Annotated in this window: 23 protein-coding genes; 14 read left to right on the top strand and 9 right to left on the bottom strand. The window is 70.4% G+C overall.

Annotated features, from left to right (window positions below):
* Nucleotides 1-26 precede the first annotated feature (26 nt).
* Nucleotides 27-920 carry an NADP-dependent oxidoreductase gene (locus ACWD02_RS12175; RefSeq protein WP_451208063.1) on the top strand — a complete coding sequence of 298 codons (894 nt, stop codon included), beginning with the start codon at nt 27-29 and terminating at the stop codon, nt 918-920.
* A gap of 35 nt (nt 921-955) precedes the next feature.
* Here ACWD02_RS12175 and ACWD02_RS12170 read toward each other — a convergent pair whose 3' ends face one another.
* From ACWD02_RS12170 to ACWD02_RS12150, 5 genes are all read right to left on the bottom strand, one after another.
* The gene (locus tag ACWD02_RS12170; RefSeq protein WP_451208060.1) at nt 956-4,078 is read right to left on the bottom strand and encodes a discoidin domain-containing protein; all 3,123 of its coding nucleotides are present in this window, start codon (nt 4,076-4,078) and stop codon (nt 956-958) included.
* Nucleotides 4,079-4,251: 173 nt separating this feature from the next.
* Nucleotides 4,252-4,692 carry an STAS domain-containing protein gene (locus ACWD02_RS12165; protein ID WP_451208057.1) on the bottom strand — a complete coding sequence of 147 codons (441 nt, stop codon included), beginning with the start codon at nt 4,690-4,692 and terminating at the stop codon, nt 4,252-4,254.
* Nucleotides 4,693-4,777: 85 nt separating this feature from the next.
* Nucleotides 4,778-5,035, bottom strand: coding sequence for a hypothetical protein (locus ACWD02_RS12160; RefSeq protein WP_451208054.1), 258 nt, complete (start codon nt 5,033-5,035; stop codon nt 4,778-4,780).
* A gap of 128 nt (nt 5,036-5,163) precedes the next feature.
* On the bottom strand, nt 5,164-5,667 hold the full coding sequence (locus ACWD02_RS12155) for a hypothetical protein (protein WP_451208050.1): 504 nt from the start codon (nt 5,665-5,667) through the stop codon (nt 5,164-5,166).
* 30 nt (nt 5,668-5,697) lie between these two features.
* A complete protein-coding gene (locus ACWD02_RS12150; protein WP_451208047.1) occupies nt 5,698-6,369 on the bottom strand; it encodes an enoyl-CoA hydratase-related protein in 672 nt (223 codons plus the stop codon).
* Nucleotides 6,370-6,837: 468 nt separating this feature from the next.
* Here ACWD02_RS12150 and ACWD02_RS12145 point away from each other — a divergent pair, with 468 nt between their 5' ends.
* Nucleotides 6,838-7,359: a GNAT family N-acetyltransferase gene (locus tag ACWD02_RS12145; RefSeq protein ID WP_451208044.1), complete on the top strand. Its 522-nt coding sequence runs from the start codon at nt 6,838-6,840 to the stop codon at nt 7,357-7,359.
* Between the two features lie 107 nt (nt 7,360-7,466).
* Nucleotides 7,467-8,426 (top strand): GNAT family N-acetyltransferase, encoded by a 960-nt coding sequence (locus ACWD02_RS12140; RefSeq protein WP_451208041.1) that lies wholly within the window; start codon nt 7,467-7,469, stop codon nt 8,424-8,426.
* Nucleotides 8,427-8,470: 44 nt separating this feature from the next.
* Here the strand turns inward: ACWD02_RS12140 and ACWD02_RS12135 are convergent, their stop codons facing one another.
* The gene (locus ACWD02_RS12135; protein ID WP_451208038.1) at nt 8,471-9,409 is read right to left on the bottom strand and encodes an oxidoreductase; all 939 of its coding nucleotides are present in this window, start codon (nt 9,407-9,409) and stop codon (nt 8,471-8,473) included.
* A 106-nt stretch (nt 9,410-9,515) separates the two neighbouring features.
* On the opposite strand from ACWD02_RS12135, the gene ACWD02_RS12130 reads away from it, so the two are divergent.
* Both ACWD02_RS12130 and ACWD02_RS12125 read left to right on the top strand, forming a co-directional pair.
* A complete protein-coding gene (locus ACWD02_RS12130; protein WP_451209168.1) occupies nt 9,516-10,103 on the top strand; it encodes a TetR family transcriptional regulator in 588 nt (195 codons plus the stop codon).
* Between the two features lie 59 nt (nt 10,104-10,162).
* Nucleotides 10,163-10,867, top strand: a complete 705-nt coding sequence (locus ACWD02_RS12125) for a ribonuclease H family protein (protein ID WP_451208036.1) — start codon at nt 10,163-10,165, stop codon at nt 10,865-10,867.
* A 36-nt stretch (nt 10,868-10,903) separates the two neighbouring features.
* Here ACWD02_RS12125 and ACWD02_RS12120 read toward each other — a convergent pair whose 3' ends face one another.
* Both ACWD02_RS12120 and bla read right to left on the bottom strand, forming a co-directional pair.
* Nucleotides 10,904-12,556 carry a penicillin-binding transpeptidase domain-containing protein gene (locus ACWD02_RS12120; protein WP_451208033.1) on the bottom strand — a complete coding sequence of 551 codons (1,653 nt, stop codon included), beginning with the start codon at nt 12,554-12,556 and terminating at the stop codon, nt 10,904-10,906.
* A gap of 201 nt (nt 12,557-12,757) precedes the next feature.
* Nucleotides 12,758-13,702 (bottom strand): class A beta-lactamase, encoded by a 945-nt coding sequence (gene bla, locus ACWD02_RS12115; RefSeq protein ID WP_451209165.1) that lies wholly within the window; start codon nt 13,700-13,702, stop codon nt 12,758-12,760.
* Between the two features lie 189 nt (nt 13,703-13,891).
* On the opposite strand from bla, the gene ACWD02_RS12110 reads away from it, so the two are divergent.
* The 3 genes from ACWD02_RS12110 to ACWD02_RS12100 all read left to right on the top strand — a co-directional run bounded on the left by ACWD02_RS12110 (nt 13,892) and on the right by ACWD02_RS12100 (nt 16,760).
* A complete protein-coding gene (locus tag ACWD02_RS12110; RefSeq protein ID WP_451208030.1) occupies nt 13,892-14,794 on the top strand; it encodes a LysR family transcriptional regulator in 903 nt (300 codons plus the stop codon).
* 118 nt (nt 14,795-14,912) lie between these two features.
* The gene (locus tag ACWD02_RS12105) at nt 14,913-15,815 is read left to right on the top strand and encodes a serine hydrolase (RefSeq protein ID WP_451209162.1); all 903 of its coding nucleotides are present in this window, start codon (nt 14,913-14,915) and stop codon (nt 15,813-15,815) included.
* A gap of 159 nt (nt 15,816-15,974) precedes the next feature.
* Nucleotides 15,975-16,760 carry an SAM-dependent methyltransferase gene (locus tag ACWD02_RS12100; RefSeq protein WP_451208027.1) on the top strand — a complete coding sequence of 262 codons (786 nt, stop codon included), beginning with the start codon at nt 15,975-15,977 and terminating at the stop codon, nt 16,758-16,760.
* Between the two features lie 55 nt (nt 16,761-16,815).
* On the opposite strand, the gene ACWD02_RS12095 is transcribed toward ACWD02_RS12100, so the two are convergent.
* Entirely contained in the window at nt 16,816-17,163 is a 348-nt protein-coding gene (locus ACWD02_RS12095) for a hypothetical protein (protein WP_451208024.1), read from the bottom strand.
* 249 nt (nt 17,164-17,412) lie between these two features.
* Here ACWD02_RS12095 and ACWD02_RS12090 point away from each other — a divergent pair, with 249 nt between their 5' ends.
* The 6 genes from ACWD02_RS12090 to ACWD02_RS12065 all read left to right on the top strand — a co-directional run bounded on the left by ACWD02_RS12090 (nt 17,413) and on the right by ACWD02_RS12065 (nt 25,929).
* Nucleotides 17,413-18,423 (top strand): LacI family DNA-binding transcriptional regulator, encoded by a 1,011-nt coding sequence (locus ACWD02_RS12090; RefSeq protein WP_451208021.1) that lies wholly within the window; start codon nt 17,413-17,415, stop codon nt 18,421-18,423.
* A 223-nt stretch (nt 18,424-18,646) separates the two neighbouring features.
* Nucleotides 18,647-20,104: an extracellular solute-binding protein gene (locus tag ACWD02_RS12085; protein ID WP_451208019.1), complete on the top strand. Its 1,458-nt coding sequence runs from the start codon at nt 18,647-18,649 to the stop codon at nt 20,102-20,104.
* Nucleotides 20,104-21,060, top strand: a complete 957-nt coding sequence (locus ACWD02_RS12080) for a carbohydrate ABC transporter permease (protein WP_451208016.1) — start codon at nt 20,104-20,106, stop codon at nt 21,058-21,060. The genes ACWD02_RS12085 and ACWD02_RS12080 overlap by 1 nt, the downstream gene beginning before the upstream one ends.
* A gap of 18 nt (nt 21,061-21,078) precedes the next feature.
* Nucleotides 21,079-21,954, top strand: coding sequence for a carbohydrate ABC transporter permease (locus ACWD02_RS12075; RefSeq protein ID WP_451208013.1), 876 nt, complete (start codon nt 21,079-21,081; stop codon nt 21,952-21,954).
* 85 nt (nt 21,955-22,039) lie between these two features.
* A complete protein-coding gene (locus ACWD02_RS12070; RefSeq protein ID WP_451208011.1) occupies nt 22,040-23,647 on the top strand; it encodes a glycoside hydrolase family 13 protein in 1,608 nt (535 codons plus the stop codon).
* Nucleotides 23,648-23,727: 80 nt separating this feature from the next.
* Nucleotides 23,728-25,929: a discoidin domain-containing protein gene (locus ACWD02_RS12065; protein ID WP_451208008.1), complete on the top strand. Its 2,202-nt coding sequence runs from the start codon at nt 23,728-23,730 to the stop codon at nt 25,927-25,929.
* Nucleotides 25,930-25,958 lie beyond the last annotated feature (29 nt).

Below are 25,958 nucleotides of genomic sequence, written 5' to 3'. Positions count from 1 at the left end.
TAACGGTTAGTGTTACGGTCTGCCGCATGAAGAAAGTGAGCTTCGCCGAGTTCGGCGGCCCCGAGGTCCTGCAACTCCTGGATGCCGAGGAGCCCCACGCGGGCCCCGGCCAGATACGTGTCGCCGTGCGCGCGGCGGGGGTGAACCCCGTCGACTGGAGGATTCGCGAGGGCCAGGTCCTGGGGGCGCATCCGACCGCGTTGCCCTCCGGCGTTGGGCTCGACGCGGCGGGGGTGGTGGACGAGGTCGGTGAGGGAGTCGAAGAGGTCGCGGTCGGCGACCATGTGTTCGGCGAAGGATCGAGCACATACGCCGAATTCGCCGTCCTTTCGGCCTGGGCCCGTATGCCCGAGGGCCTGACCTTCGAGGAAGCGGTCGGGTATCCCTCCGTCGTGGAGACCGCGCTGCGCGTCGTCAGCGAGGTCGGCGTGCGGCCCGGTCAGACGCTGCTGGTCAGCGGCGCGTCCGGGGGAGTCGGCTCAGCGGTCCTGCAGATCGCCCGCGAGCGCGGCATCACGGTGATCGGCACGGCTGGAGCCGCGAACCAGGACTATCTGCGTGGCCTGGGTGCGCACGCCACGACGTACGGCGCCGGCTGGGTCGAGCGGGTGCGGCAGCTCGGCCCGGTCGACGCGGCACTCGATCTGGCGGGCTCCGGCGTGCTCCGGGAACTCGTCGAGCTGACCGGAGACCCGGACAGGGTGATCTCCATCGCGGATCTCGGTGCGCCCGCGTTCGGTGTCCGGTTCTCCGGCGTGGCAGGCAGCGTGCCGGAAGCGCTGGCCGAGGCCGCCGCCCTCATCTCGGGAGGCAAGCTGCACATCCCGGTCGAGAAGTCGTACACGCTCGCCGAGGCCGCTGCGGCGCACATCGACAGCCGCGCGGGGCATTCGCGGGGGCGGCGGGTCATCGTCATCTGACCCGCGACCCTCTGGCCCTCTGGCCCCGCGATTTTTCAGGTGATGGTCAACGCGGTCAGAGAACCCCCGGTGCGGGCGGTGACCCGCAGGGCCACATAGCGTGCCGTGCGGTCGACGCGCAGGGTGCCGCGCGTCGACAGCCGGGCGGAGCCGTCGTACGTACGGCCGTCCAGGCTGAACTCCACCTGGGAGGCCGGGGCGTGGCCTCCGCGCCACCGGCTGCGGATCTCGCTGACGCGCCGCTCGGCGCCGAGGTCGACGACCATGCGGTCGTCCTGCCCGGCCTGCCACGCGCTCGTCTCGTCGCCGTCCACCGCGGCCCGCGGGTCCGTCATGCCGGGTGGCAGCGGCGAGGTGGGGAAGGTGTCGCGGCCCAGCGCCAGGTCGAGGCGAGGATACGGCGTGGCGCGAGGCACGGTGACCGTGGTCGTTCGCCCGGCCCGTACCGTGGCGCCGACCCGTCTGCCCTGCGCCGAGACCGTGACCCGGCAGGCGGGACCGCTCAGTCGCACGGTGCCGCCGTCGACGACCTCGGCCCGCAGGCCCACGGGAAGGCGGTGCGCGGACAGGGTGATGCGGGGCGGCGCCAACACGGCTGAGGCGGCGGGGAGTTCGATGCGCAGGGCCGTGCCGGAATTCGTGAGGGTCTGCGTGCCCTCGTAGAGCCGGACCTCCCGGGACAAGGGTGCGCGAGCGATCTGCACCGTTGTGCTCACGGCCTCGGCGGAGAGGTTGAAGAGGCTCAGGTGGTGCTCGGTGAGGGCCACCTTGACGTCCGCGGAGTCCGTCGAGGGCGACGTGCGGGCGGCCGCCGCGCGCAGTTGGTCCGTCGTCGCGCCCGGGAGCCCTTCGATCAGCAGGCTTTCGGCCGGGCCGTCCGAGAGGACGACCGTGTCGCCGTAGACCGCGATGGGGTGGGCTCCGCCGCGCACGACGAGTCCGGCGCGGCCGTCGATGTCCAGCCACTGCCCGCGGCTGGTCAGATCCGGTCGCGGCCAGGCGATCAGGTCACTCCACTCCTGTCCGTCGGCCGACCCCTGGAGCCGGTAGGCACGCCCCGCCGCGGCCTCCCAGCGCAGCGTCACGCGGTCCACGGACCGGGAGGAACCGAGATCTACGGCGATCCAGCTGTCGGCCCGTGGCCGATCCGCGCGCGACACCGCCCAGCGGCTCGTACCGTCGCCGTCGATCGTGCGCGCGGGCTCCCTGCCCGGCTCGAAGGAGGAGGCGGACGCCTTGGCCCCACCGCTGCGGGCCAGGTTGTCGCCCGAGGCCCCGTCGCGTATCTCGAAGGCGTACAGCGAGTATCCGTACGAGGGATCGGGGCGCACCCCCAGCATGCGCAAGTGCCGGAACTGCCCGCGCGGGAAGCTGAGTTCGTCGGTACGCGCCCCGGCCGGCGACTGGTCCCCGGTCTTCGCCTTGACGGTGGTGCTTCCCTCGGCGGCGCGATAGGTACGGCTGCCGTCAAGACCCGGTACGCCGTCCATGGACAGGTTGCGCACCTCCAGGTGGCCCTCGCCGTCCGCGGTGCCGGACGTCGCGTAGACCACGGCGCCCGACGGCAGCGTGGTGAACCCCGCGAAGCCGTGGTCCAGCGTCAGCAGGCTCGCGCTGCCGTCGAAGCCGTCCCGCAGGCGCGTGTAGGTGACCGCGGAGCGTTCGACGACCTTCGCCCGCGTGCTGGGCAGGAACATGGGTGTCGGGCCGCTGAGTGCGAACAGCCAGTCGTCGTGGGCCGGTTGCCAGGCGAACTTCACGAAGCCCGGTTTGGTGACGGTGCCGGCCCAGGCGCCGGGGGACTGGTGCGAGACCAAGCCGGGGCCCACGCCGTGGTCGGTGACCCCGGCGGCGTGCTCGAAGAGCTCGGCCGGGGAAAGGGGGCGGGTGCGGCCCTGCCCGGACCGGTCCCGCCACTCGTGCAGGAGGTAGCTGATGGCCAGCTCGGCACGTGCCTCGGGCTCGTACTTTGGCTCGCCGGAGAACTTCGCGATGCGGTACTGCGGCGGATACTGCTGATACCCCTCGAGGCGTTCGGCGAGCGCGCGTTCGCAGGCGGCCGCGGCCCGGTCGCCGACGACCTGGGCCAGGAAGGCGAGGGGGATGATGTCGCGGCCGTAGAGGTGTTCGCGGTCCGCGACCATCGGCATCAGGGGCTCACCCGCGTCGCTCATCACGCCGAGCAGCGTGCGCCACAGCGGGGCGGCGTTGGGCTGGGCGGTCAGCACTTCGGGCAGGTCCTGACCCGCCGCGAGGAAGTGGGCGGAGTTGCGGCCGGACGTGCGCCAGAGCTCTTCCTGGTAGTGAGGGCCGAAGGACCCGTGGTTCTCGACGATGAAGGTGTCGTACAGGTTCTGCGCGGTGTTCTCGCTGACGGCGACGCCGTCCACCCGGGCGGGGTTCGCGAGATCGGCCGCGGGCAGCCCCGCCTCGTTGCGGCTCCACCGGCCGAAGGCCGCGCGCCACGCGTCCTGCCGCCGGTCGTCGCTCGCCCAGGCCAGGGCCGGGGCGAGCGCCTGGGCGTAGATGCCCATCTCCTCGAGTTTGGTGTCGCCCTTGAAGCCGCCGGTGAGCCCGTGCGGAGACCAGTCGCCGGAGTCAGGGTCGTCGTCCGTGCCCAACGCCTCGGTGTACTGGGCCTGTTCGCGGACGATCGTGTCGACGTTCTGCCGCGTCGCCTCGTCGAGGTCGTCCCAGAGCAGACGCGCCGCCAGGACGAAGTAGGACTGGAAGGTGGTGTCGAAGAACAGCTTTCGACCCCACTGGGCGCCGCCCGTCAACCGGTTCGAGGCCGCGAAGTGCTTCAGCGTGGCGAGCGTACGGGTGCGCAGCGTGTCCTTGGAGACTCCGGCGCGCTGGGCGTCGTAGGGGCCGCGGGTCAACAGCACCGCGTTGCCGAGCACGACGGCGAAGCCGAAGTCCTTGCTGGTGTAGTGGCCTTGGGCGGCGTCCCACTGGGTCTCGGACCAGCGCGTGTGGGAGAGCAGGACACGGTAGTACGTGTCCGCGACGGCGTTCGCCTCCGCCTTTGCCGGACCCTCCGCGGCAGCCGCCGCCGGTCCCGGGCCGAGGCTGAGCGGGAAGGCCGCCGCGGCACCGGACACCCCGAGCAGCTGCAGAGCTTGACGGCGTGTGGTTCCCCAGGCGTGCTGCGGCATCGTGCGCGACCTTCCCGTCGACAACGTTGTCAGAGTGCGCTCATTCTTCGGGCGCCCCACGGGCACGTCAAGGGTTGTGCTGCGAGCTGCCGGCTGGGAGCTGATAGCTGCGAGCTGGTAGCTGTTGAGGAACCGAGCTGTTCAGGAACCGAGTTGCTCAGTAGCCGAGCTGCTCAGTAACCGAGGGGCGGCGAATCGGTAGGCGCGCCGTCCGAGCGGGGTGCGGGCGTGGGTGGCCACGTCGGGCGGTGCGCGGGCGGCAGGGTCGACAGGGCCTGGCCCACCGTGAGGTAGCGGGGGAAGATCTCCGTGCTGCCGGTCGCCGTCAGCAGGTCGGCGAGATGCCGCCCAGCTCCGGCCAGCAGCAGCTGCCCCTCACGGCGCCGCAGCAGCCACCGCACCCCGAGCAGACAGTTGAGCCCACGGGAGTCGCAGAACACCAATGCCGTCACATCGAGCACGAGATGTCGATGACCCGCCATGACGGAAGCGCCGAGGGTGCGCAGGAAGAACTTCTCGCCGCTCCGGTCGAGTTCACCGCTCACACGCAGCACAGCACATTCCTCGCACCGTGCCAGCTCGTGGATGATGAGGCGATGGGTCTGCGTCGACATCGCGCCTCCCTGAGGTCGTCGCGGAGGCCCGTGTGCATGCCGGCACACAATCTGCCTCGGTCCCGAGTCCCCCGTCCATCCCTCTCTACGCCTGGCCGCTCGCCTCATTGGCCTGACGGACCGTGTCCCAGCAGGGCGAGCACACGTCGAGCACGCGGTCGCCCGCGGGGGAGTGGACGATGACGGCGCAGTTCGCCGGGCGGCCGCAGGCCAGGCAGGGGTGGTGTTCGTCGCGGGCCCGGTGCAGCAGGATCTCGTCGGGGGTGCCGGGCGGCGCGACGGCGAGCAAGGTCGGCTCGGCGGCGATCAGGTGGAGCAGGCCGGTGGCGGCGTCGGTGTTCACGGCTGTGCCTCCCGGGCCACGTCGGTGTGCGGGGCTCTCGCCGTGGCGCCATGGCGCACCCGGCACGGCGACGCGACCTGCGTGCGGCACGGCTCCCGGCAGGGTCGATCGTAACCAGCCGGACTCGGTCACAAGGTGCGGGCCTGCTGATACGGCAGTACGGGGTGAGAAGGGTCGTCCTCGGGCCGGATCTGCCCAGAGCTCCTCGCGAAGCGGGAGCAGAACTCGACCGGCTCGTCGAAGTTGAGCGCCGTCACGGTATCCGCTCCCGGCAGGGGCGTCGCCGGTCCGACCGCGAAAGGGTGGCGGGTGACGTCGTTCACCTGCGTGGTCGACTCCACCAGGGAGAACGCCAGGGGGCCGGGTCCGTCGGCGAGTGTTCCTTCCACCATCCACTTCGCGCTCAGCTCGACGACTCCCGGCTCCGGGCACCTCCAGGCGAGGCGAGTGACACACAAAGCCTCGAAGTTGAACCACGCGCTCCAGCCCCGGCCGTCGCTGAGCAGGCCCAGTTCGGAGGCCTCCATGACGCCGTAGGAGAACGGGAGGCTGCTCCAGTGGCCGATGAGGGAGGGATCGGCGAGGGAGGGGTCGGCGAGCGAGTGGTCGACGCGTGCGTGGTCGGGGTCCATCCACGCATCTTCGCGCGACGGCTGCCGGTGTCAGCCGAGAGGGTTGTCCTTGTCGCGCAGGGCGGTCAGGGCCGGCGCGTACATACGGGCCTTGATGGTGCCGAGAGTGGGACCGGCCTTGCCGACCAGGGTCTGAGCCAACTCCATGGCGGTCCGGCGTACGGAGCCCTCGTCCACCGCCCGGTCGACCAGCGCGGCGGCCAGGGCGTCGTGGCCGCCGTACCGTCGGCCGGTCGTCATGGCCTCGTGTGCGGTCTGCGGGGTCAGCCTGGCCTGGATGAGTGCGGACATGCCCGGGGTGAAGGGGATGTTGATGTCGGCCTCCGGCAGGCACCAGAAGCCGCGGTCGGCGCGCATCACGCGGAAGTCGTGGGCCAGGGAGAGCATCGCCCCGGCCGCGAAGGTGTGCCCCTGCAGCGCGGCCACGGTGACGACCGGCAGGGACAGCACGCGCGCCAGCAGGGCTTGGACGGTGATGACGTAGTCCTGGTGCTGGTCGGCATGGGCGAAGAGCCAGTCCAGGTCGAGGCCGTTGGAGAAGAACTTCCCCGTCGCGGCGGTCACCAGGGCGCGTGGCCCGTCCGCCTTCTCCACCTCGTCGAGCGCGGCGTTGACGGAGGCGAGCCAGTCGGGGTGGAAGCGGTTCTCGCCGTCCCCGAGGTCGAGGATGAAGACGTCGTCCTGGCGGTCGAGTGTGGGCATGGTGGCTCCCTCGGGTCGATTGGGCCGACGAGCGCCGCTCTGGAGGCGGCGAAGGCGTGGCCGCGGACCGGACGACTGTCGATACTGGTCAGTAACTTATGGGTCCTGGCACCGAACAATCAAGGGGTTGCACCGCCCGGGTCCACGCGATCTCCTGCTGAGTACGTGTGACCAGGGGTGGGGCGGACTCGGCCCGCCCCACCCCGCCCCGTGCCCGCCCTGCGCCCGCCGCGCCAGGTGTCCGAAAGCAGCCGGATGATAAGATCTTCGGCGTTCGTGTGTTCCGGATCGAGGATGTAGGGAGTTGGGGCTGATGACCGCGCTCAAGGCCACTGCCAAGCGCACCGCCCGGACAGCCCTCACGTCCCGGGTCGTGGCCTGATCCCAGTCGGATTCGCCTCGCCGGGAGCGTGAGCTCGCGGGGCACCCACCCACACGAACTCACCATGAAATGGATCCTCATCCATCATGAGCAACAACACGAGCAACACCTGGATCACGCGCGCCGAGACCAGCGCTGACATCCCCGCCGTTCGCGCGGTCGTCCTCGCCGCGTTCGACACCCCCGCGGAAGCCGACCTCGTCGACGCGCTGCGCGCCGATCCCGCGTGGATCGACGGACTGTCCGTCGTGACCACCGACCAGGACGGCAGGATCGTCGGCCACGCCCTCCTGACCCGGTGTCACATCGGGGACACCCCGGCGCTGTGCCTGGCCCCCGTCGCCGTACTCCCCGAGCACCAGAAGACCGGGGCGGGTTCCGCCGCGATCCGTGCCGCGCTGGACGTGGCCAAGGACCGGGGCGAGCGCTTCGTCACCGTCCTCGGGCACCCGGTGTACTACCCGCGGTTCGGCTTCACCCGTGCCTCGGCGCACGGCATCGGCATCAGCATCGACGTCCCGGACGAGGCCATGATGGCCCTCGCCCTCGACGCCGGTCACCCGCTGCCCGCCGGCATGGTGCGTTACGCCGCGCCGTTCGGCATCTAGGGTCCTTCCCGAAGCCGGCCGTGCCGGGGCCGTCGCGGTCCCGGCACGGCCAGGCGGCCCGGAAAAGTCCGTTGCGGACCCACTCCCGGGCATCGGAGAGTGGCTTCATGACCACATCCGCCACCCTCCCGCCCGGCGTGACCGTCCGCCCCGCGACGCTCGATGACGCGGCGGCGGTGTGCGCGCTGCTCAATGAGATCGACCTCTTGCAGATCGGGCGTGCCGACACCGAACTCTCCGAGGTACAGGCCGACTTGAAGCACCCGGAAGTCGACCTGGAGCACGACTCCTGGCTGTTGTTCGATGACGGCCGGCTGATCGCGTACGGCCTGCTGTGGGATGAGTCGGGCGGCGAACAGATCGACACGGAGTACTTCACGCTGCCCGGCAGGAGCCAGGCCTCCCAGCATCTGTTCGAGCTGATGGAGGCGCGCGCCGCCGAGCGGGCCGCCGCCAACGGAGCCGGCCGGGCGGTGGTGCGCCTGCACCTCAACATCGCACCCACGGTGGACCTGGGCGCGCTGCGCGGGCGAGGCTGGACGCCGGTCCGGCGCTACAACTCGATGGTCCGCCCCCTGTCCAGGGACACGGATCAAATGCCCGAGCCGCCGCCCGGTGTGACCCTGCGGCCTTGTCTGGCCGAGGCGGACCGCAGGCGTGCCCACGCGCTGGTGCAGGAGACCTTCGCCGACCACTTCGACTTCCATCCGCGCACCTACGAGCAGTGGCTGGACGACATCGACGCCGAGCGCGCGGACTGGGCCCTGGCATGGATCGCGCATGTCGAGGGCCTGGGGGACGCTGCGGTGCTGCGCACGCGCAACGACCGCACCCCGATGGCCTGGATCGGCCACATCGGCGTGCTGCGCCAGGCTCGCGGCCACGGCCTGGGCAGCTATCTGCTGCGGCATGCCTTCGGTCACTACGCGGCGCTGGGGCGCGAGCGGATCGGTCTCGGCGTGGACACCGACAACAGCACAGGCGCGCTCGCCCTGTACGAGCGCCACGGCATGACCCTCGACTTCGCCCTCCAGGCCTGGGAGTTGATCCGCCCCAGCCACCGCTGACAAGGTGCTCCCGGATGGCTGGCTGACAAGGTGCTCCCGGACCTCTATACGGCGGCCGGGAACGTGAACCGTACGTCGGTGAGTTGCTCCGACAGCTCCCACAGGCGCCGCCCGGTCTCCTCGTCCGCCGCCACGGGGGCCAGTTGCACCCGGGTCGGCGCGCCGCGCAGCTCGGCCAGGCCGCCGGGGCCGATGAAGTGGCCGCTCTCCACGTCCGGTTCGGTCGCCGCGTACAGCTGGGGCAGCGCGCCGTCGGCCGGGCGCTGGGCGAACAGCGGGTTGCCGATGCGCCCGAGCAGCATCCGCCACAGGCCGGTCGGCGTGCCCATCTGGAGGTTGGTGGCGGTGTAGCCGGGGTGGGCGAGCACGCTGCGCACCGGGCTGCGGGACTCGGTGAGGCGGCGGTGGAGTTCCTTGCCGAAGACGGCGTTGGCGAGCTTCGACTGGTTGTAGTTGCCCATGGGCTTGTAGCCGCGCTCGCCGTGCAGGTCGTCGAAGCGGAGGCGCGCCTGGCGGTGGTTGATCGAACTCACCGTCACCACGCGGGGGTCGCTCCCGGCGGTCAGCAGGTCCAGCAGCAGGCCGGTGAGCGCGAAGTGGCCGAGGTGATTGCAGGCGAACTGCAGCTCGTGGCCCTGCTTGCTGAGCGTACGAGGCGGCGCCATCACGCCCGCGTTGTTGATGAGCACGTCGAGGCGTGGGTGGTCGGCGCGCAGTCCGTCGGCGAAGCCGCGGACCGAGTCGAGGTCGGCCAGGTCGAGGCGGCGTATCTCCAGGCTCGCGGCCGGGTGCGCGGCGGTGATCTCCGCGGCCGCCCGGCGGCCCTTCTCCTCGTCGCGCACCGCGAGGATCACGTGGCCGCCCCGCCGGGCGAGCGCCCGGGTGGTCGCCAGACCGAGGCCGCTGTTGGCTCCGGTGACGACGAACACCCGGCTGGTCTGGTCGGGGATCTGGTCGGCTGTCCAGCGCTGTTGCTGCGTCATGCGACACATGTTGTCGCTCGTGGCACTCAGTGTCAAGAGTGAATCTGAGTGCCATGCAAGGCATGGCGTGTACCATGGCTGGGTGAGTTCCCGCCCCGAAGTGACCATGGCCGAGCGCAAACGGCAGCTCGTCTCGAACGAGTTGACCGAAGCGGCGCTGCAACTCCTCGCCCGGAAGGGATTCGACGCGGTCACCATCGACGAGATCGTGACCACCGCGGGAGTCTCCCGGCGGACGTTCTTCCGGTACTTCGCGTCCAAGGAGGACGTGGTCGTCCAGTTCCTGGCCGACATGGGCGTCGGCATTCACGCGGAGCTGGCGGCTCGCCCCGCCGATGAGCGGCTCTCCGTGGCGCTGCGGCACGCGGTGTGGGTTCCGCTGGCCGCCTGTGGCGATCACGCCGAGCGGGTGCTGCCCGTGGTGCGGCTGATCCTGCGGACGCCGGCGCTGCGCGCACGCTTCCTGGAACACCAGGCGCAGTGGGGCGACGACCTGACGGGAGAGGTGGCGCGACGTGTGGGGCGTGACGCGGGCGTGGACCTTTACCCGCGGCTGGCCGCGAGCATGGCGCTGTCCGCCTTCGACGCCGTGCTGCGGCTCTGGAGCGACAGCGACGGAGTCGAGGACCCGGCCGAGCTGACCGACCGGGCCTTCGCCGTCGTCGCCCCGGCCTTGGATGCCCCGAAGGGGTAGGGCCCGATGCCGGAGGGGCGGTGGCCGCCGCGCCTCCCTAAGGCTGGCATCATCGAGGGATGTCTGACTTGATCATCGCCGCCTGTGACGGAGCCGCGAAGAAGAACCCCGGGCCCGCCGCCTGGGCCTGGGTGGTCGCCGACGCCGACGAGCGCCCGCAGCGGTGGGAGGCGGGACCGCTCGGGGACACGACCAACAACGTGGCCGAACTGACCGCTCTGGCCGAGCTGTTGGAGTCCACGGACGCCGCCGTGCCGCTGGAGGTCCGTATGGACAGCCAGTACGCGATGAACGCCGTCACCAAGTGGATCGCGTCCTGGAAGCGCAACGGCTGGCTGACCGCCGCGAAGAAGCCGGTCGCCAACAAGGAACTCGTCGTGCGCATCGACGCACTCCTGCAGGGCCGCGCGGTCACCTTCCGGCACGTCGCGGCCCACCAGGTCGACGGCGACCACCTCAACGCGATCGCCGACGTCGCGGCCAGTGACGCCGCCACGACACAGCAGCCCGCGGGAACCATCCACGGAGCGGTCGCGATCCCGGAGCCGCGCCCCGAGCGCATGACGGCCTCGCCTGCCGCCCGGCCGCGCAAGAGCTCCGGCGCGGGCAAGAGCTCCGGTGCGAAGGCGGGCAAGGGCGGCGCGGGCGGCGTCATCAAGGCCAAGTTCCCCGGCCGCTGCCACTGCCAGAAGCCCTACGCCGCCGGTGAGAAGATCGCGAAGAACCCGCACGGCTGGGGGCACGTGGAGTGTCGGGACGCCTGAAGCCCGAGGCAGAGGCCAGGGTGGGTGCGGTGAGCGTCAGGACGGATCGTCGGGCACCGCGCCGAGGAGACCGCGCACGACGGGTCCGGCCGACGCGCCGCCGGTGACGCCCTTCTCGACGACGCAGGCCATGGCGACATTGCCGCGGTAGGCGACGAACCAGCCGTTGTTGGGGGCGTCGTCGGAGACCTCGGCCGTACCCGTCTTCGCCCCCACCTCGCCGGGAAGGTCGGCAAGGACCGAGGCCGTGCCGTCGGTGACCGTGGCGCGCATCAACTCCCGCAGCTGCGTGACGACTTCTCGCGGCAACGGGGTGGTGCTTGTCGTGTCCTTGGCGCCGCCCGTCAGGCGGGGCTGATGAAAGGTGCCGGACACCGCCGTCGCGGTGACGGACGCCATGATCAGCGGGTTGGCCTGCACTCTGCCCTGCCCGATCATCGATGCGGCCTTCTCGGTCTGATCCCGCGGGGTCGGGACCGACCCGTCGTACGAGGGGATGCCGACGCCCCACTTCTGCCCGACCCCGAAGTACTTTCCGGCGACATCGCCCAGCTCCTGGTCACCGACCTTGTCGCGCAGGCTGATGAAGGCGGTGTTGCACGAGGTGGTGAAGTCCTTGCGGAAGGTGGCGCCCCGGTGCTCGGAGGTCTCCACGTTCTGGAACCGCTTGCCGACAGTGAGGTATTTGGGGCAGTCCACGACGTCGTCGGGTGCGACCGCGTCCTTGAGGAGCAGCGCGCTGGTGGTGACGATCTTCCAGGTGGAGCCCGGCGCGTAGGTGCCCGAGACGGCGCGATTGAACCCGGACGAGGGGGAGTTGGCTACGGCAAGGATCTCACCGTTGTCGATCCGCAGGGCCACGAGCGCGGCGTCCTTGCCGTCGGCCTTGGTGGCCAGGGCCTTCTCCGCCGCGGACTGCCAGGTGGCGTCGAGGGTGGTGGGCGCGGGCCGGTCGGCGGGGCGGCCGGACTTCTTGCCGAAGGAGGCCTCCGTGCCCTTGACCTCGCCGGTGGCCCGGTCGACGAGCCGCACCGCGCCGCGCGGGCCCGCGCCGCTGCCCCCGGCGATCTGGGGCAGGAGCGGGCCGAGCGAGGGGTTCGTCCTGCTCGACAGAGCGTTCCCCTCCCGGTCGTTGATCTCGGGCCCGGCGGTGTCCTCCCGCTCCAGGCGGAATTTCTCCGTGCTGCTCAGCTTCGGGTGCACCAGGGACAGCGCCCACTCCACCCTCCAGGTGCCGTCGTCCTGCTTGCGCAGAGGCACGGCGGAGGCGTATCTCCAGGTGCCGAGGCCGGTGACGGGCATCTTCGCGGTGAAGGCCACGGTCACGGTGCCGTCCTCACCGGCCTTGGCCGCACCCGGAGTCAGCTCCGGCTCACTGATGTCGAGCCCGGCGGTGAAGCTGTTCAGGACACGCTCCGCCTGCTCGGGGCGGGAGGTCAGCGCCGCCGCGCGTGACATGCGGCCCGCCTCCCAGCCGGCGAGGAACGCGTGTGCCTGCCGGGTCGCCTCCGGGTCGGGTGTCGCGGGCCCCGGGTCGAAGGGGCCGAGCTCCGCGGCGTACCCGATGCCCGCGGCCAGCGTGAGCGTCAGGCCCGCCACGACCACCACGCGGGTGGCCTTCCTGGCGGGACCTCGGCCGGGGCCGGCGGGTCTGCGTCCGTGGTCGGTGAGGGGTGCGACATCCGTCATCGAGGGCTCCTTGTGAGGGCTTTCCGCTGCGGGCAGCAGAGCGTTCGGAAGAGGGCGGGACGCGGGAGAGGGCCGGGGCGGCGGGTGGCTTCGCCGCGCCCGGCCGGCCCGGTGCTCGGTCGCCGGGGCACGCGTCGAGGGCGTACCTCTCCCGCGACCGCGAGGCGTGCTTTCGCTTACGAGCGCGAGGTGTGCGCCCCGCTAGCGCAGTGCATCGACGGTCACCGAGGCTGCTTCCGCGATCAGCTTGTCGGAGGGTTCGGCGCCCTTCGTGCCGCGGTTCGACAGGATCGCCATGACGATGGGGGCGCCGTCGGGGGGCCACACCACGGCGATGTCGTTGCGGGCGCCGTAGTAGCTTCCGGTCCCGGTCTTGTCGCCCACCACCCAGTTCTCGGGCACCCCGGCCTTGATGGTCTTGTCGCCGGTGGTGTTGGTCTTCAGCCACTTGGTGAGCTGCGCGCGTTCGCCCTTGCGCAGGACGTCCCCGAGCACGAACGCCCGCAGGTCCTTGGCCAGCGCCCGCGGTGTGGAGGTGTCCCGCTTCTCGCCGGGGACCCAGGTGCTCAGGTCGGGTTCGATGCGGTCCATCCGCGTGACGTCGTCGCCCATCCTCTCCAGTACGGCGTCCAGGCCCTTGGGGCCGCCGAGTCGGTCGAAGAGCAGGTTGGCCGCGGTGTTGTCGCTGTAGCGGACGGCGGCGTCGCACAGTTCGCCCAGCGTCATCCCGGTGTCGACGTGCTTCTCGGTCACGGGCGAATTGGCGACCAGATCGTCCTTGGAGTACGTGATCTTCTGGTCGAGGCCGCTGAGCGAGTACTTGCGCAGCACGGCTCCGGCGGCCAGTGCCTTGAACGTGGAGTTGTAGGCGAAGCGCTCCCCGGCGTTGTGGGTCACCTCGCGTCCGGTGCCGGTGTCGACGGCGTAGACGCCGAGCCGGGCGTCGAACTTGCGCTCAAGGGCCTTGAAATCGCGGGTGGCCGGCTTCGAGGCCCCAGCGGGTTCGGTTGTTCCGGCGGGCTTCGTGGTCGCCGTGGAAGGTGACGACGACGCCGAGGATTCACCGTCCGCGCAGGCCACGAGCGGGACTACGAAGAGCGTGGCGAGTGCTCCGAGAACGGAGCGACGGGCGCGGGCGCGCCGCAGACGGGCTCGGGTGTGCTGCATGGGCCAAACCTCCGGGCGCCCCGAGGGCAGGGCGCATAGGGGACGGGGCGGCACGGCTTCGTCCCGGTACGTGGTCGTGAGTGCCGCAGCCACCCTCGCCGTCGGATGCGTATGCGGTCCAATACGCTCATGCGTGGTTCCATGCTGATCTGGCATAGGATCCGGGGCGTGGATCTGGTGGGAGCGTGTCGCGCGTTCGTCAGCGTCAGCGAGTACGGCAGTTTCACCGACGGAGCGGCCGCGGCGCGGATGTCCCAGTCGGTGGCCAGCCGTCGCGTCGCCGCGCTGGAGGAACGCTTCGGCGAGCCGTTGTTCGAGCGCACGTCACGGCGCGCCGTCCTCACCCCCTTCGGGCGGGACATGCTGCCCACGGCCCGCCAGCTGGTGCAGGCGGCGGACGTGCTCATCGACGAGGCCGAGGCCGTCAAGCGCAAGCCCTGGCGGCTCGCGGTGCCCGGGATCTGCTCCACGGTCGGTCTCGCCCGCCTCGTCGCCGAGGCGCGCGGTCACGGTGTCACGCTCGACCTGCGGGTGGCCCCGCCGACGCAGCGCAGGGAACTCCTGCACGCACAGCAGGTGCGCGCCGCGCTGCTCGCGGTGCCCGCGGACGAGGCGACGTGGTCCGTGCCGCTCGGCCTCGCCGCCGCCCAGGATCCCGGCGTGCGGCGTGTCTACCTCGAGACGCTGCGGGTCGGCCGCGCCTCTCCGGGCCCGGCCCGGCGCGTCTGGATCCAGCCGGAGGACGACGTGCCGCACATCCGCGACCCCCTGACGCGCCTGCGCGACGCGCTCGGCCTGCGGCCCGCGCAGCTCGTCGCCGCGCCCGACCTGACGAGCGCGGCGGCCGAAGTCCTGTGCTCGGGCGACCTGTTGCTGTGCTCCCTCGCGCAGGCCGAGGAACTCGCCCTCACCTGGCGGCCCATCGGCGAGGTCGCGCTCGGCCGGGGGTTCGCCCTGGCCGCCGCCGCGGACGGCAATCCGCAGCACATGGAAACGCGCCTGGGCGAGGCCATCGCCCGCTGCCTGGGCGTGGGCGCTCAGGCCGGGGCCCTGGCAGGAGCGGCTCGATGATCGGGAGCGGCGCGATGATCAGGGGCGGCGCAATGATCAGGGGCGAAGGTCTCGGCATGGAGGGCGAAGGTCTCGGCATGGAGATGGGGGCGGCATGAACGGATACCTGCGCGGTGGTGTGAGCACCGAGGCCCTGCTGCGTGACCTGCGCCTGCAACTGCGCGACGGCGGCCTGCGCGGCTGTCTGCTCGTGCGGGACCTGCACACGGGGGACGAGCTGGGGATCGACGCGGACACCCACCTGCCGTCGGCCTCCCTGGTCAAGGTTCCGCTCGCGCTCGCGACGCTCGAGCGGATCCGGCGGGGCGAGCTCGACGGGGGAACGATGCTGGAGGTGCGGCCGGGGCGGGTCACCACGCCGGGCCCCACCGGGCTGAGCCGATTCCGTCACCCCGCCCGGATCGCGATCGACGATCTCCTCTACCTGAGCACCTGCCTCAGTGACGGGATGGCAGCCGACGCGCTGTTCGAACTCACCCCGCCCGCCCAAGTCGCCGCCATGCTGCAGGAGTTCGACATCCGCGGCATCGCCGTGCGGCACCGCGTGGACGAGCTGTCCGACACCCCGGTGGAACGCTTCGACGCCGACCAGGTCCACCTCGCCCACGCCCTCGCCATCGACGCGGGCACCAGCGGGCGTGGCCACCGGGTACCGCAGCTCGACACCACCCGGGCCAACACGGGCAGCGCCCGCACCTTCGTCGATCTGCTGCAGGCCCTGTGGACGCCGTCGAAGGTGCACCCCGACGTGGCCCAGCGGCTGCGCGACCTGATGGCCCACAACGTACTGAGGCACCGGCTCACCCCGGACTTCAGTTCCGACGCGAGCACCTGGTCCTCCAAGACCGGCAGTCTCCTCAATCTGCGTCACGAGATCGGCGTCGTCGAGCACTCCGACGGTCAGACCTTCGCCGTCGCGGCCCTGACCGAGTCCCTGGTGCCGGCCGGCGCGCAGCCCGGCGCCGACGCCCTCATGGCCCAGGTCGCGCGCAGCCTGCGCGACCACCTCCGGCAGCTCTGACCGCCACGCGGGTGTCTCCCTCACCTGCCGTGAGTAACTCTCCCACCAGCCAGAACAGTTGACCTCGTGACCTGTAGGGTCGGAAGATCCTTGCCGGTCGGCCCGGGGCAAGGGGCGCACCGCACGGTGAAACCGGTCAGACACGTAGGGGAGCCACGGATGACAGCAGACGACACACATGTCCCCATCGACACCAGCAGGCCGCACCCCGCGCGTGTCTACGACTGGCTTCTGGGCGGCAAGGACAACTACCTGGTCGATCAGGAGATGGGCCAGAAGCTGCCGCCCGAGGCACGTGCGAACGCGGCGCGGAACAGGGCGTTCATGCAGCGCGCCGCGGCCTGGCTCGCTGACAACGGTGTCAGGCAGTTCCTCGACATAGGCACCGGCATCCCCACGGCACCCAACCTCCACCAGATCGTGCAGGCGATCGCGCCGAGCTCCCGGGTCGTGTACGCCGACAACGACCCCATCGTGCTGCGCCACGCCGAGGCGCTGCTGGTCAGCAGCCCGGAAGGGGCCACGGACTATGTCCAGGCGGATGTGCGCCGGCCCGAGGCGATCCTGGACCACGCGCGCGAACTCCTGGACTTCGAGCAGCCCATCGCGCTCTCCCTCATCGCCCTGATGCACTTCATCACCGACGAGGAGGACCCGTACGGCCTCACGCGCACCCTGGTGAACGCTCTGCCGTCCGGGAGTTATCTGGTGCTGTCCCACGGCACCACCGACGAACACCCCAAGCTGGCGGACTCCGTCTCCGACACCTACAAGAAGGGCCAGGTGCCGCTGCGGATGCGGCGCCGCGCGGAGGTCGAGCGCTTCTTCGAGGGGTTGGAACTGGTCGAGCCCGGCCTGGTGACGGCGACGCACTGGTACAAGGGATCGCCGGCACCGAAGGCCGAGTTGAGCGGCTTCTACGTCGCGGTCGCCCGAGTGCCCTGAGCGTTGATCCAGCCCCGGCCCCAGCCCTAGGTGCGGCCCCAGATCCAGGATCAGGTCAGGAGAACAACACCGACCGCATCTTCAGTCGCTCGCTCGCGCCGCCGGTGTGGGGGCGCAGGGCGAACTGGTCGCCGGTGCAGTCGGCGTTCGTGAAGGCGATCGCGTACGAAGCGGTGCGGTTCCTGGGGGAGTGGGCCGGTGGCTGGTCGTACTCCCGGGCGGCCTCCTCGAGCATGACGCACTCGCCGCTGCGCGGGTCGTGGAGGGTGGCCTGCCCCTCTTCACCGGTGCTGTCGACGTACGTGTAGGTGAAGTCGCCCTCGGTGGCGTGCGCGGAGCCGGGCACGGTCATGAGCAGGGCGACGGCACCGGCCGCGGCGGCCAGTGAGTGACGAAGACGCATGGATCGTTTCCTTTTCTGAGCTTGCTGAGCTTCCCGGAGCTTTCCGGAACGGCGACCGGCACGTGAATGCATCCCGGCATTACCGTGCTGACCAGCAGTGATACCGGAATCGACCAGGATCGGCCGCCGTAACGACCCGCTCTCACCCGTTCGGCCCCGCCCGGGATCCGGTGCACGCCACTTGCGGCCCCCGAAACGGATTCAGCAAGCACGCAAACAGAACGCAAGAATTGCAGTATTCTTGCGCGCATGACGCGACGACTTGCTCAGGTGGCGCGGAAGGTCGGGGTCAGCGAGGCCACGGTCAGCCGGGTGCTCAACAACAAGCCGGGGGTCTCCGACGCGACCCGGCAGTCCGTGCTCTCGGCCCTGGACGTCCTCGGGTACGAGCGTCCCACGCAGCTGCGCGGCGAGCGGGCCCGGCTCGTGGGTCTGGTGCTCCCCGAGCTGCAGAACCCGATCTTCCCGGCGTTCGCGGAGGTGATCGGCGGCGCGCTCGCCCAGCAGGGGCTGACCCCCGTGCTGTGCACGCAGACCAAGGGCGGGGTCTCCGAGGCGGATTACGTCGAGTTGCTGCTGCAGCAGCAGGTGTCGGGCGTCGTGTTCGCCGGCGGGCTGTACGCGCAGGCGGACGCCCCGCACGAGCACTACAAGCGGCTCGCCGCGCGCAAGATCCCGGTGGTCCTGGTGAACGCGGCGATCGAGCGGCTCGGTTTCCCGGCGGTGTCCTGTGACGACGCGGTCGCGATCGAGCAGGCCTGGCGGCATCTGTCCACGCTCGGCCACCGCCGGATCGGCCTGGTGCTCGGTCCCGCGGACCACATGCCCTCGCAGCGCAAGCTCGCCGCCGCCCGTGCCCTCGCGGAGCAGGCCGGCGACGAGCTGCCCGAGCGGCATGTCTCGCGGGGGATGTTCTCGATCGAGGGCGGCCAGGCCGCCGCCGCGCGGCTGCTGGACGAGGGGGTCACCGGCATCGTCTGCGCGAGCGACCCCCTGGCGCTCGGCGCGGTGCGTGCCGCCCGCCGCCGCGGCCTGGGTGTCCCGCAGGACGTCTCGGTGGTCGGATACGACGACTCCGCTTTCATGACCTGCACCGATCCTCCGCTGACCACGGTGCGCCAGCCGATCGAGGCCATGGGTCGCGCGGCGGTCGAACTGCTCACGCTGCAGATCGCCGAAAGCGCGGTGCCCACCGAGGAGTTGCTCTTCGAGCCTGAGCTGGTGGTGCGGGGCTCGACGGGACAACCGCCACAGGAGTAAGCGCCCGCTCGCTCGCTCGCATGAGGGTCGGGGCCGGCCGACGGGAGATCATCGCCTTTTTCGTTGTCAATTTCTTTCAATCATCGCGCGAGATATTGCGCTGATCTGTCGACGGTGCTTGAGTAAGCGCCGCCACACAGTCCGCGCAGCTGTGGGCTTCCCAGCTCCTGCCATGCCGTCCCTGCCTCCACGGGCAGGCGGCGCTGTCCAAAGGGGTCCACCGATGAGCAGCTCCCGGATGCCACTTCGCCGTATCCGCCGCCGCACCACTCTCCGCACGACCGGCGCCCGCCGTCGTACGGGCACGATCGCCGTAGCCTCCGCGCTCGCCCTCACCGCCCTGGCCGCCTGCGGCACCAGCAGCAGCGGCGACGGCGACTCCGACGGGGACAGCGGCGCCAACGCGGCCAACGCCGCGGCCCCGCTGGACCCGAAGACCAAGGTGACGCTCACCATCGACTGCATGCCGCCGGCCGCCGAGAAGGCCGAGCTCAAGCAGTGGAAGGAGGACGTCAAGGCGTTCAACGAGAAGTACCCGAACGTCACGATCGAGGGAAAGCAGACCGACCCCTGCCTGGAGCCTCCCCGCTTCACGGCGATGCTGAAGGCGAAGTCCCAACCGGACGTCTTCTACACCTACTTCACCGATCTGCAGCAGGTCCTGGACAACGACGGAGCGCAGGACATCAGCGCGTACGTCAACGACAAGTCCATACCGGCGCTGAAGGACATGGACCCCAACGTCCTCGACGTCCTGAAGAAGGACGGCAAGCTCTACGGCCTGCCCTACAGCAACTACACGATGGGTTTGCTGATCAACCGCAAGCTCTTCGAGAAGGCCGGACTCGACCCCAACTCGCCCCCGCAGACCTGGGCCGAGGTCCGCTCGGCCGCCAAGAAGATCGCTGCCCTGGGCGACGGCGTCTCGGGATTCGGCGAGTACAGCGCGGGCAACAACGGCGGCTGGCACTTCACCGCCACCACCTACGGCCTCGGCGGCGACATCGTCAGCAAGGACGGCACCAAGGCCGCCTTCAACAACGCCACCGGCAAGCAGATCGTCGACAACCTCAAGGCCATGCGCTGGGAAGACAACAGCATGGGCAAGACCCAGCTGCTCAAGTGGGGAGACCTGCAGAAGCAGATGGCCTCCGACAAGCTCGGCATGTTCCTCGCCGCGCCCGACGACATCACGTACATGGTGCAGAACCTCGGCGCGAAGTACGACGACTTCGGGATGGGTCCGATACCCGGCCAGAAGGCCACGCTCTTCGGCGGCAACGACTACATGATCAAGAAGGGCAGCTCGCCCGACCAGATCAAGGCGGCCGTCGCGTGGATCAACTTCAAGTTCCTCAGCGTCGGAAAGGGGCAGTTCGACTGGGCCCGCACGAAGGCGGACGGCCTGCCCGTCGGCCTGCCGCAGCCGAACTTCTGGACCGGTGACAGCAAGGCCAAGGACGACAAGGCCCGCGAGGAAAGCTCGACGATGCCCGTCGAGAACTTCCAGGCCTTCACCGACAAGCCGGTCACGGGCAAGGCGGAGCCGCCCAAGGCGCAAGAGGTCTACAAGGTCCTCGACACGCTGATGTCGGCCGTCCTCACCAACGAGGACGCCGACGCGGACAAGCTCCTCAAGACCGCCGAACAGCAGGTCAACCAGGTCCTGGCCAACCAGTGATGTCCGCTCCCACCCTCTCCGAGAACAAGGCCCGGCCGTCCCTCCCGACGGACGGCCGGGCCTCCGGTCCCGAACACGGCGCGTTCCGCCGGGCGTTGAAGCGCAACCTCACCGCCCACGCGTTCCTGATCGGCGCTCTCCTGTGCTTCTCGGTCTTCTCCTGGTATCCGATGGTCAGGGAATTCATCCTGGCCTTCCAGAAGACCGAGAACGGCGAGACCGTCTGGGCCGGCTGGTCCAACCTCACCTACATCTTCAACGACCCGGCGTTCTGGCAGGCGTGGCGCAACACTCTCCTGTTCACCGGACTCGCGCTGCTCCTCGGCTTCGCCGTGCCCTTCGCCATCGCCCTGATACTCAACGAGTTCCGGCACGGACGCGGCTACCTGCGACTGCTCGTCTACCTCCCGGTGATGCTGCCGCCGGTGGCATCGGTACTGCTCTTCAAGTACTTCTACGACCCCGGACACGGCCTCTTCAACCGCATCCTGGAAGCCGTGGGCCTGCCCGGACAGGCGTGGCTGCAGGACACCGACACCGCGATGCTCTCCGTCGTCATCGCCGCCACCTGGATGAACATGGGCGGCGCGACGCTGATCTACCTGGCCGCGCTGCAGTCGATCCCCGGGGAGCTGTACGAGGCGGCCGAGCTGGACGGCGCGGGCATCTTCCGCCGGATCTGGCACGTCACCATCCCGCAGACCCGGCTGATCCTCTCGCTGATGCTGCTCATGCAGATCATCGCCACCATGCAGGTGTTCGTGGAGCCGTTCCTGCTCACCGGCGGCGCGGGTCCCGAGGGCGCGACCCTGACCGTCGTCCACCTCATCTATCAGTACGCGTTCACCTTCAACAACTACGGCAGCGCGGCGGCGCTCGGCCTGGTCCTGCTCGTACTGCTCGCCGGATTCTCGGCGGCGTACGCGCGACTGAGCCGCGCCGGCAGCGAAGACTAGCCGGGGGAGACGACGGACATGAGCACACGCACCCTGATCTCCCCGGCCCAACTGGCCCGCCCGCGCAGCAAGTTCCTGTACTGGACCGCCTTCACCGTGGTGACGGTCCTCTTCACCCTGGTCTTCATCGGCCCGCTGTACTGGATGGTCACCAGCGGCCTCAAGTCCCCGCAGGAGTTCGCCCAGACACCGCCCACCCTGGTCCCCGACGCCGTCCACCCGCAGAACTACGCGGACGCCTGGGGCGTGATGGACCTGGCCAGGCTCCTGTTCAACACCCTGTACTACGCGTTCGGCGCGCTCGCCTTCCAGCTGATCTTCGACGTCGCCGCCGCCTACTCGCTCTCCAAGCTGCGGCCGGTGTTCGGCAAGGCGATCCTCGGGGCGATGCTGCTCACCCTGATGATCCCGGCCACCGTCCTGGTCGTACCGCAGTACCTGACCGTCCTCGACGTGCCCGTCGTGGAGCGCAACCTCATCAACTCGCCCTGGGCGATCTGGCTTCCCTCGGTCACCAACGCCTTCAACATCTTTCTGCTCAAGCGGTTCTTCGACTCCATCCCGCGCGAGCTCCTGGACGCGGCCGCCATCGACGGCGCCTCGACCATGCGCACCCTGCGCTCGGTGGTCCTGCCGCTGTCCCGGCCGATCCTCGGCGTCGTGTCGATCTTCGCGGTGGTCGCGGTCTGGAAAGACTTCCTCTGGCCGATGCTCACGCTGCCCGACCCGGGCAAGCAGACCGTCAACGTCGGCATCTACTCCCTGGCCGCCAGCGTCTCCGAGAACTGGCTCCTGGCAGCCCTGGCCATCGCCTCGCTGCCGACCCTGATCATCTTCCTGATCTTCCAGCGCAACATCATGAGCGGCCTGACCGCCGGCGGCCTCAAGGGCTGAGACCCGGGCCCCGTCCCACGCACCCACCCCGCCACCGCTCCAAGCCACGGCGGCGGGGTCCCACCTGCCCGAAAGGAACCCTCACGTGGCAGTCACCTCCCCGACCGATGCCTCCTGGTGGCGCTCTGCCGCCATCTACCAGGTGTACGTACGCAGCTTCGCGGACGGTGACGGCGACGGCACCGGCGACCTCGCGGGCGTCCGGTCCAAGCTGCCCTACCTCGCCGAACTCGGCGTCGACGCGCTGTGGTTCAGCCCCTGGTACCTCTCGCCCATGGTCGACGGCGGCTACGACGTCGCCGACTACCGCGTCATCGACCCGGCCTTCGGCACCGTCGCCGAGGCCGAGAAGCTGATCGCCGAAGCCCGCGCGCTCGGTATCCGCACCATCGTCGACATCGTCCCCAACCACGTCTCCGACCAGCACGTCTGGTTCAAGGCGGCCCTCGCCGCGGGCCCCGGCGCGCCCGAACGCGAGCTGTTCCACTTTCGCCCCGGCCGCGGCGCCGACGGCGAACTGCCGCCCAACGACTGGCCCTCGCAGTTCTCGGCGACCGCATCGACCTGGACCCGCGTCGAGGACGGCGAGTGGTACCTCCACCTCTTCGCCCCCGAGCAGCCCGACCTCAACTGGGCGCACCCGGCGGTGCGCCAGGAGCACGAGGACGTCCTGCGGTTCTGGTTCGACAGGGGAGTGGCGGGCGTACGGATCGACTCCGCCGCGCTGCCCGCCAAGGACCCCGCCCTGCCCGACTTCACCGAGGGCGTGGACCCGCACCCCTTCATCGACCGCGACGAACTGCACGACATCTACCGCTCCTGGCGGGCCGTCGCCGACGAGTACGACGGCGTCTTCGTCGGCGAGGTCTGGCTGCCCGACGCCGAACGCTTCGCCCGCTACCTGCGCCCGGACGAAATGCACACCGCCTTCAACTTCAGCTTCCTGTCCTGCCCTTGGGACCCCGCGAAGCTGCGTGGCTCCATCGAGGACACGCTCGCCGAGCACGCTCCGGTCGGCGCCCCGGCGACCTGGGTGCTGTGCAACCACGACGTGACGCGGACGGTCACCCGCTACGGCCGCGCGGACACCGGCTTCGACTTCGCCACGAAGGTGTTCGGCACCCCCACCGACCTGGCGCTCGGCACCCGCCGTGCCCGCGCCGCGGCCCTGCTGGCCTTCGCCCTGCCCGGCGCGGTCTACATCTACCAGGGCGACGAACTGGGCCTGCCCGAGGCCGACATCCCCCGGGAGCACATCCAGGACCCCATGCACTTCCGCTCCGGCGGCATCGACCCGGGCCGCGACGGGTGCCGGGTGCCGCTGCCCTGGGCGGCCGCCGAACCGCACGCGGGCTTCGGGTCGATGACCGGCCCCTGGCTGCCCCAGCCCGACGGCTGGCCCTCGTACGCCGCCGACCTCCAGGCCGCGGACGCCGGTTCCATGCTCGCGCTCTACCGGGCCGCCCTGCGCCTGCGCCGCATCGAACCGGGCTTCGGCGACGGCCCGTTGACGTGGCTGGCGGTGGGCGACGGTGTGCTGGCCTTCGTACGCGAGCCGGGTCTGGCCTGCGTCGTCAACCTCGCCCCCACACCCTGCGAACTCCCCGCCCACTCACGTCTCCTGCTGGCCAGCGGCCCCCTGGACGAGTCGGGCCACCTGCCGCAGGACACGGCGGCCTGGCTGCGCCTCTGAACACCCGGGCCTCCCTCCCAGGGCCCGCCCCCCCCGACCGAGCACTGACCTCCCCACTCACAAGGAAGGTGCACCACCCCATGACCAGACCTGACAGGAGCACTACAAGAGCCGTCCGCAAGTGGTACGCCGCCGTGGCCACCGCGGGCCTCCTCGGCACCCTCGTCACCGGCCTCGCGGCTCCCGGCGCGCAAGCCGCCGAGAAGGCCGCGGGCGCCACCCTGCCCTTCACCTCCGTCGAGGCGGAGAGCGCGGCCACGAACGGCACCAAGATCGGCCCCGACTACACCCAGGGCACGGTCGCCTCCGAGGCCTCGGGCCGGCAGGCGGTACGGCTCGCGGCAGGCCAGAGCGTGGAGTTCACCCTCCCCAAGGCGGCCAACGCGCTGAACGTGGCCTACAGCGTGCCCGACGGCCAGTCGGGCACAATGGCCGTGTACGTCAACGGTCAGAAGATCTCCAAGACGCTCGCCGTCACGTCGAAGTACAGCTACGTCGACACCTCCTGGATCGCGGGATCCAAGACCCACCACCTCTTCGACAACGCACGGCTGCAGCTCGGCCAGAACCTGCAGTCGGGCGACAAGGTGAAACTGGAGGCCGTGTCCACCCAGGTCACCGTCGACGTGGCCGACTTCGAGCAGGCCGCGGCGGCCGCGGCCAAGCCATCGGGTGCGCTCCCGGTCACCGACAAGGGCGCTGACCCCACCGGCCAGGGCGACTCCACCCAGGCCTTCCGCGAGGCCATCGCGGCGGCCAAGGGCGGCACGGTCTGGATCCCACCGGGCGAGTACAGGCTCACCCAGTCGCTCAACAACGTCGACAACGTCACGATCCGCGGCGCGGGCAACTGGCATTCGGTCGTGCGCGGTTCACGCTTCATCGACCAGTCGAGCGCGCCCACCGGCAAGGTGGGGCTGCACGACTTCGCGGTGATCGGCGAGGTCACCGAGCGGGTCGACAACAACCCGGACAACTTCGTCAACGGATCGCTCGGCCCGAACTCCACCGTCTCCGGCATGTGGCTCCAGCACCTCAAGGTCGGTCTCTGGCTGACGGGCAACAACGACGACCTCGTCGTGGAGAAGAACCGCATCTACGACATGACCGCCGACGGCCTCAACCTCAACGGCACGGCCAAGGGCGTCGACGTACGCGACAACTTCCTGCGCAACACCGGCGACGACGCCCTGGCCATGTGGTCCCTCAACTCCACCAACAGTGACTCGACCTTCGAGCGCAACACCATCTCGCAGCCCAACCTCGCCAACGGCATCGCGATCTACGGCGGCCGTGACATCACCGTCAAGGACAACCTGATCCTCGACACCAACGCCCTGGGCAGCGGCATCGCCATCTCCAACCAGAAGTTCCTCGACCCGTTCTTCCCGCTGGCAGGCACCATCACCGTCTCCGGCAACACCCTCGTGCGCACCGGAGCCATGAACCCCAACTGGCAGCACCCGATGGGTGCGTTGCGCGTGGACGCGTACGACAGTGCCATCGAGGCCACCGTGAACATCACCGACACGACCATCACCGACAGCCCCTGGAGCGCGTACGAATTCGTGTCGGGCAGCGGCACCGGCAAGGCGGTGAAGAACGTCAGCGTCGACCGCTCGACCATCGACAAGGTGGGCACGGTCGTCGTCCAGGCCGAGACGCCAGGAGCGGTGAAGATGGCGAACGTCAAGGCCACCGGGGTAGGCGCGGTCGGCATCTACAACTGCCCCTACCCGACCGGCTCCGGTACCTTCACCCTCACCGACGGTGGCGGCAACTCCGGCTGGGACAGCACCTGGGACGACTGCTCGACGTGGCCCAAGCCCGGCGGCGGCAACCCGGACCCCGACCCGGACCGCAACCTCGCCAAGGGTCGGCCGGCGACCGCGACCGGCTCCGCCGACGTCTACACGCCCGCCAAGGCGGTCGACGGTGACCCGGCGACGTACTGGGAATCCACCAACCACGCCTTCCCCCAGTCGATCACCGTCGACCTCGGCAAGGCGGAACCGGTGCGCAGGGTCGTCCTGAAGCTGCCGCCGCCCGCTGTCTGGGCCGCGAGGACCCAGACCCTCTCCGTCCAGGGCAGCACCGACGGCACCGTCTTCAGCGCGCTGGCCGACTCGAAGGGCTACCGCTTCGACCCGGCGAGCGGCAACAAGGTGACCATCACGCTGCCCGCTTCCTCTCCCGACGTCCGTCATCTGCGGCTGCGCGTCACGGCCAACACCGGCTGGCCCGCCGCGCAGTTCAGCGAGGTGGAGGCCTACTTGTCCTGACCTGCCGACCCCGCGCGCCTCGCTCGCCC

It is taken from the genome of Streptomyces sp. NPDC002853, from assembly GCF_053591915.1.
Note: the sequence above shows the minus strand (reverse complement) of the source record. Positions and strands in the feature narration are given on the sequence as shown.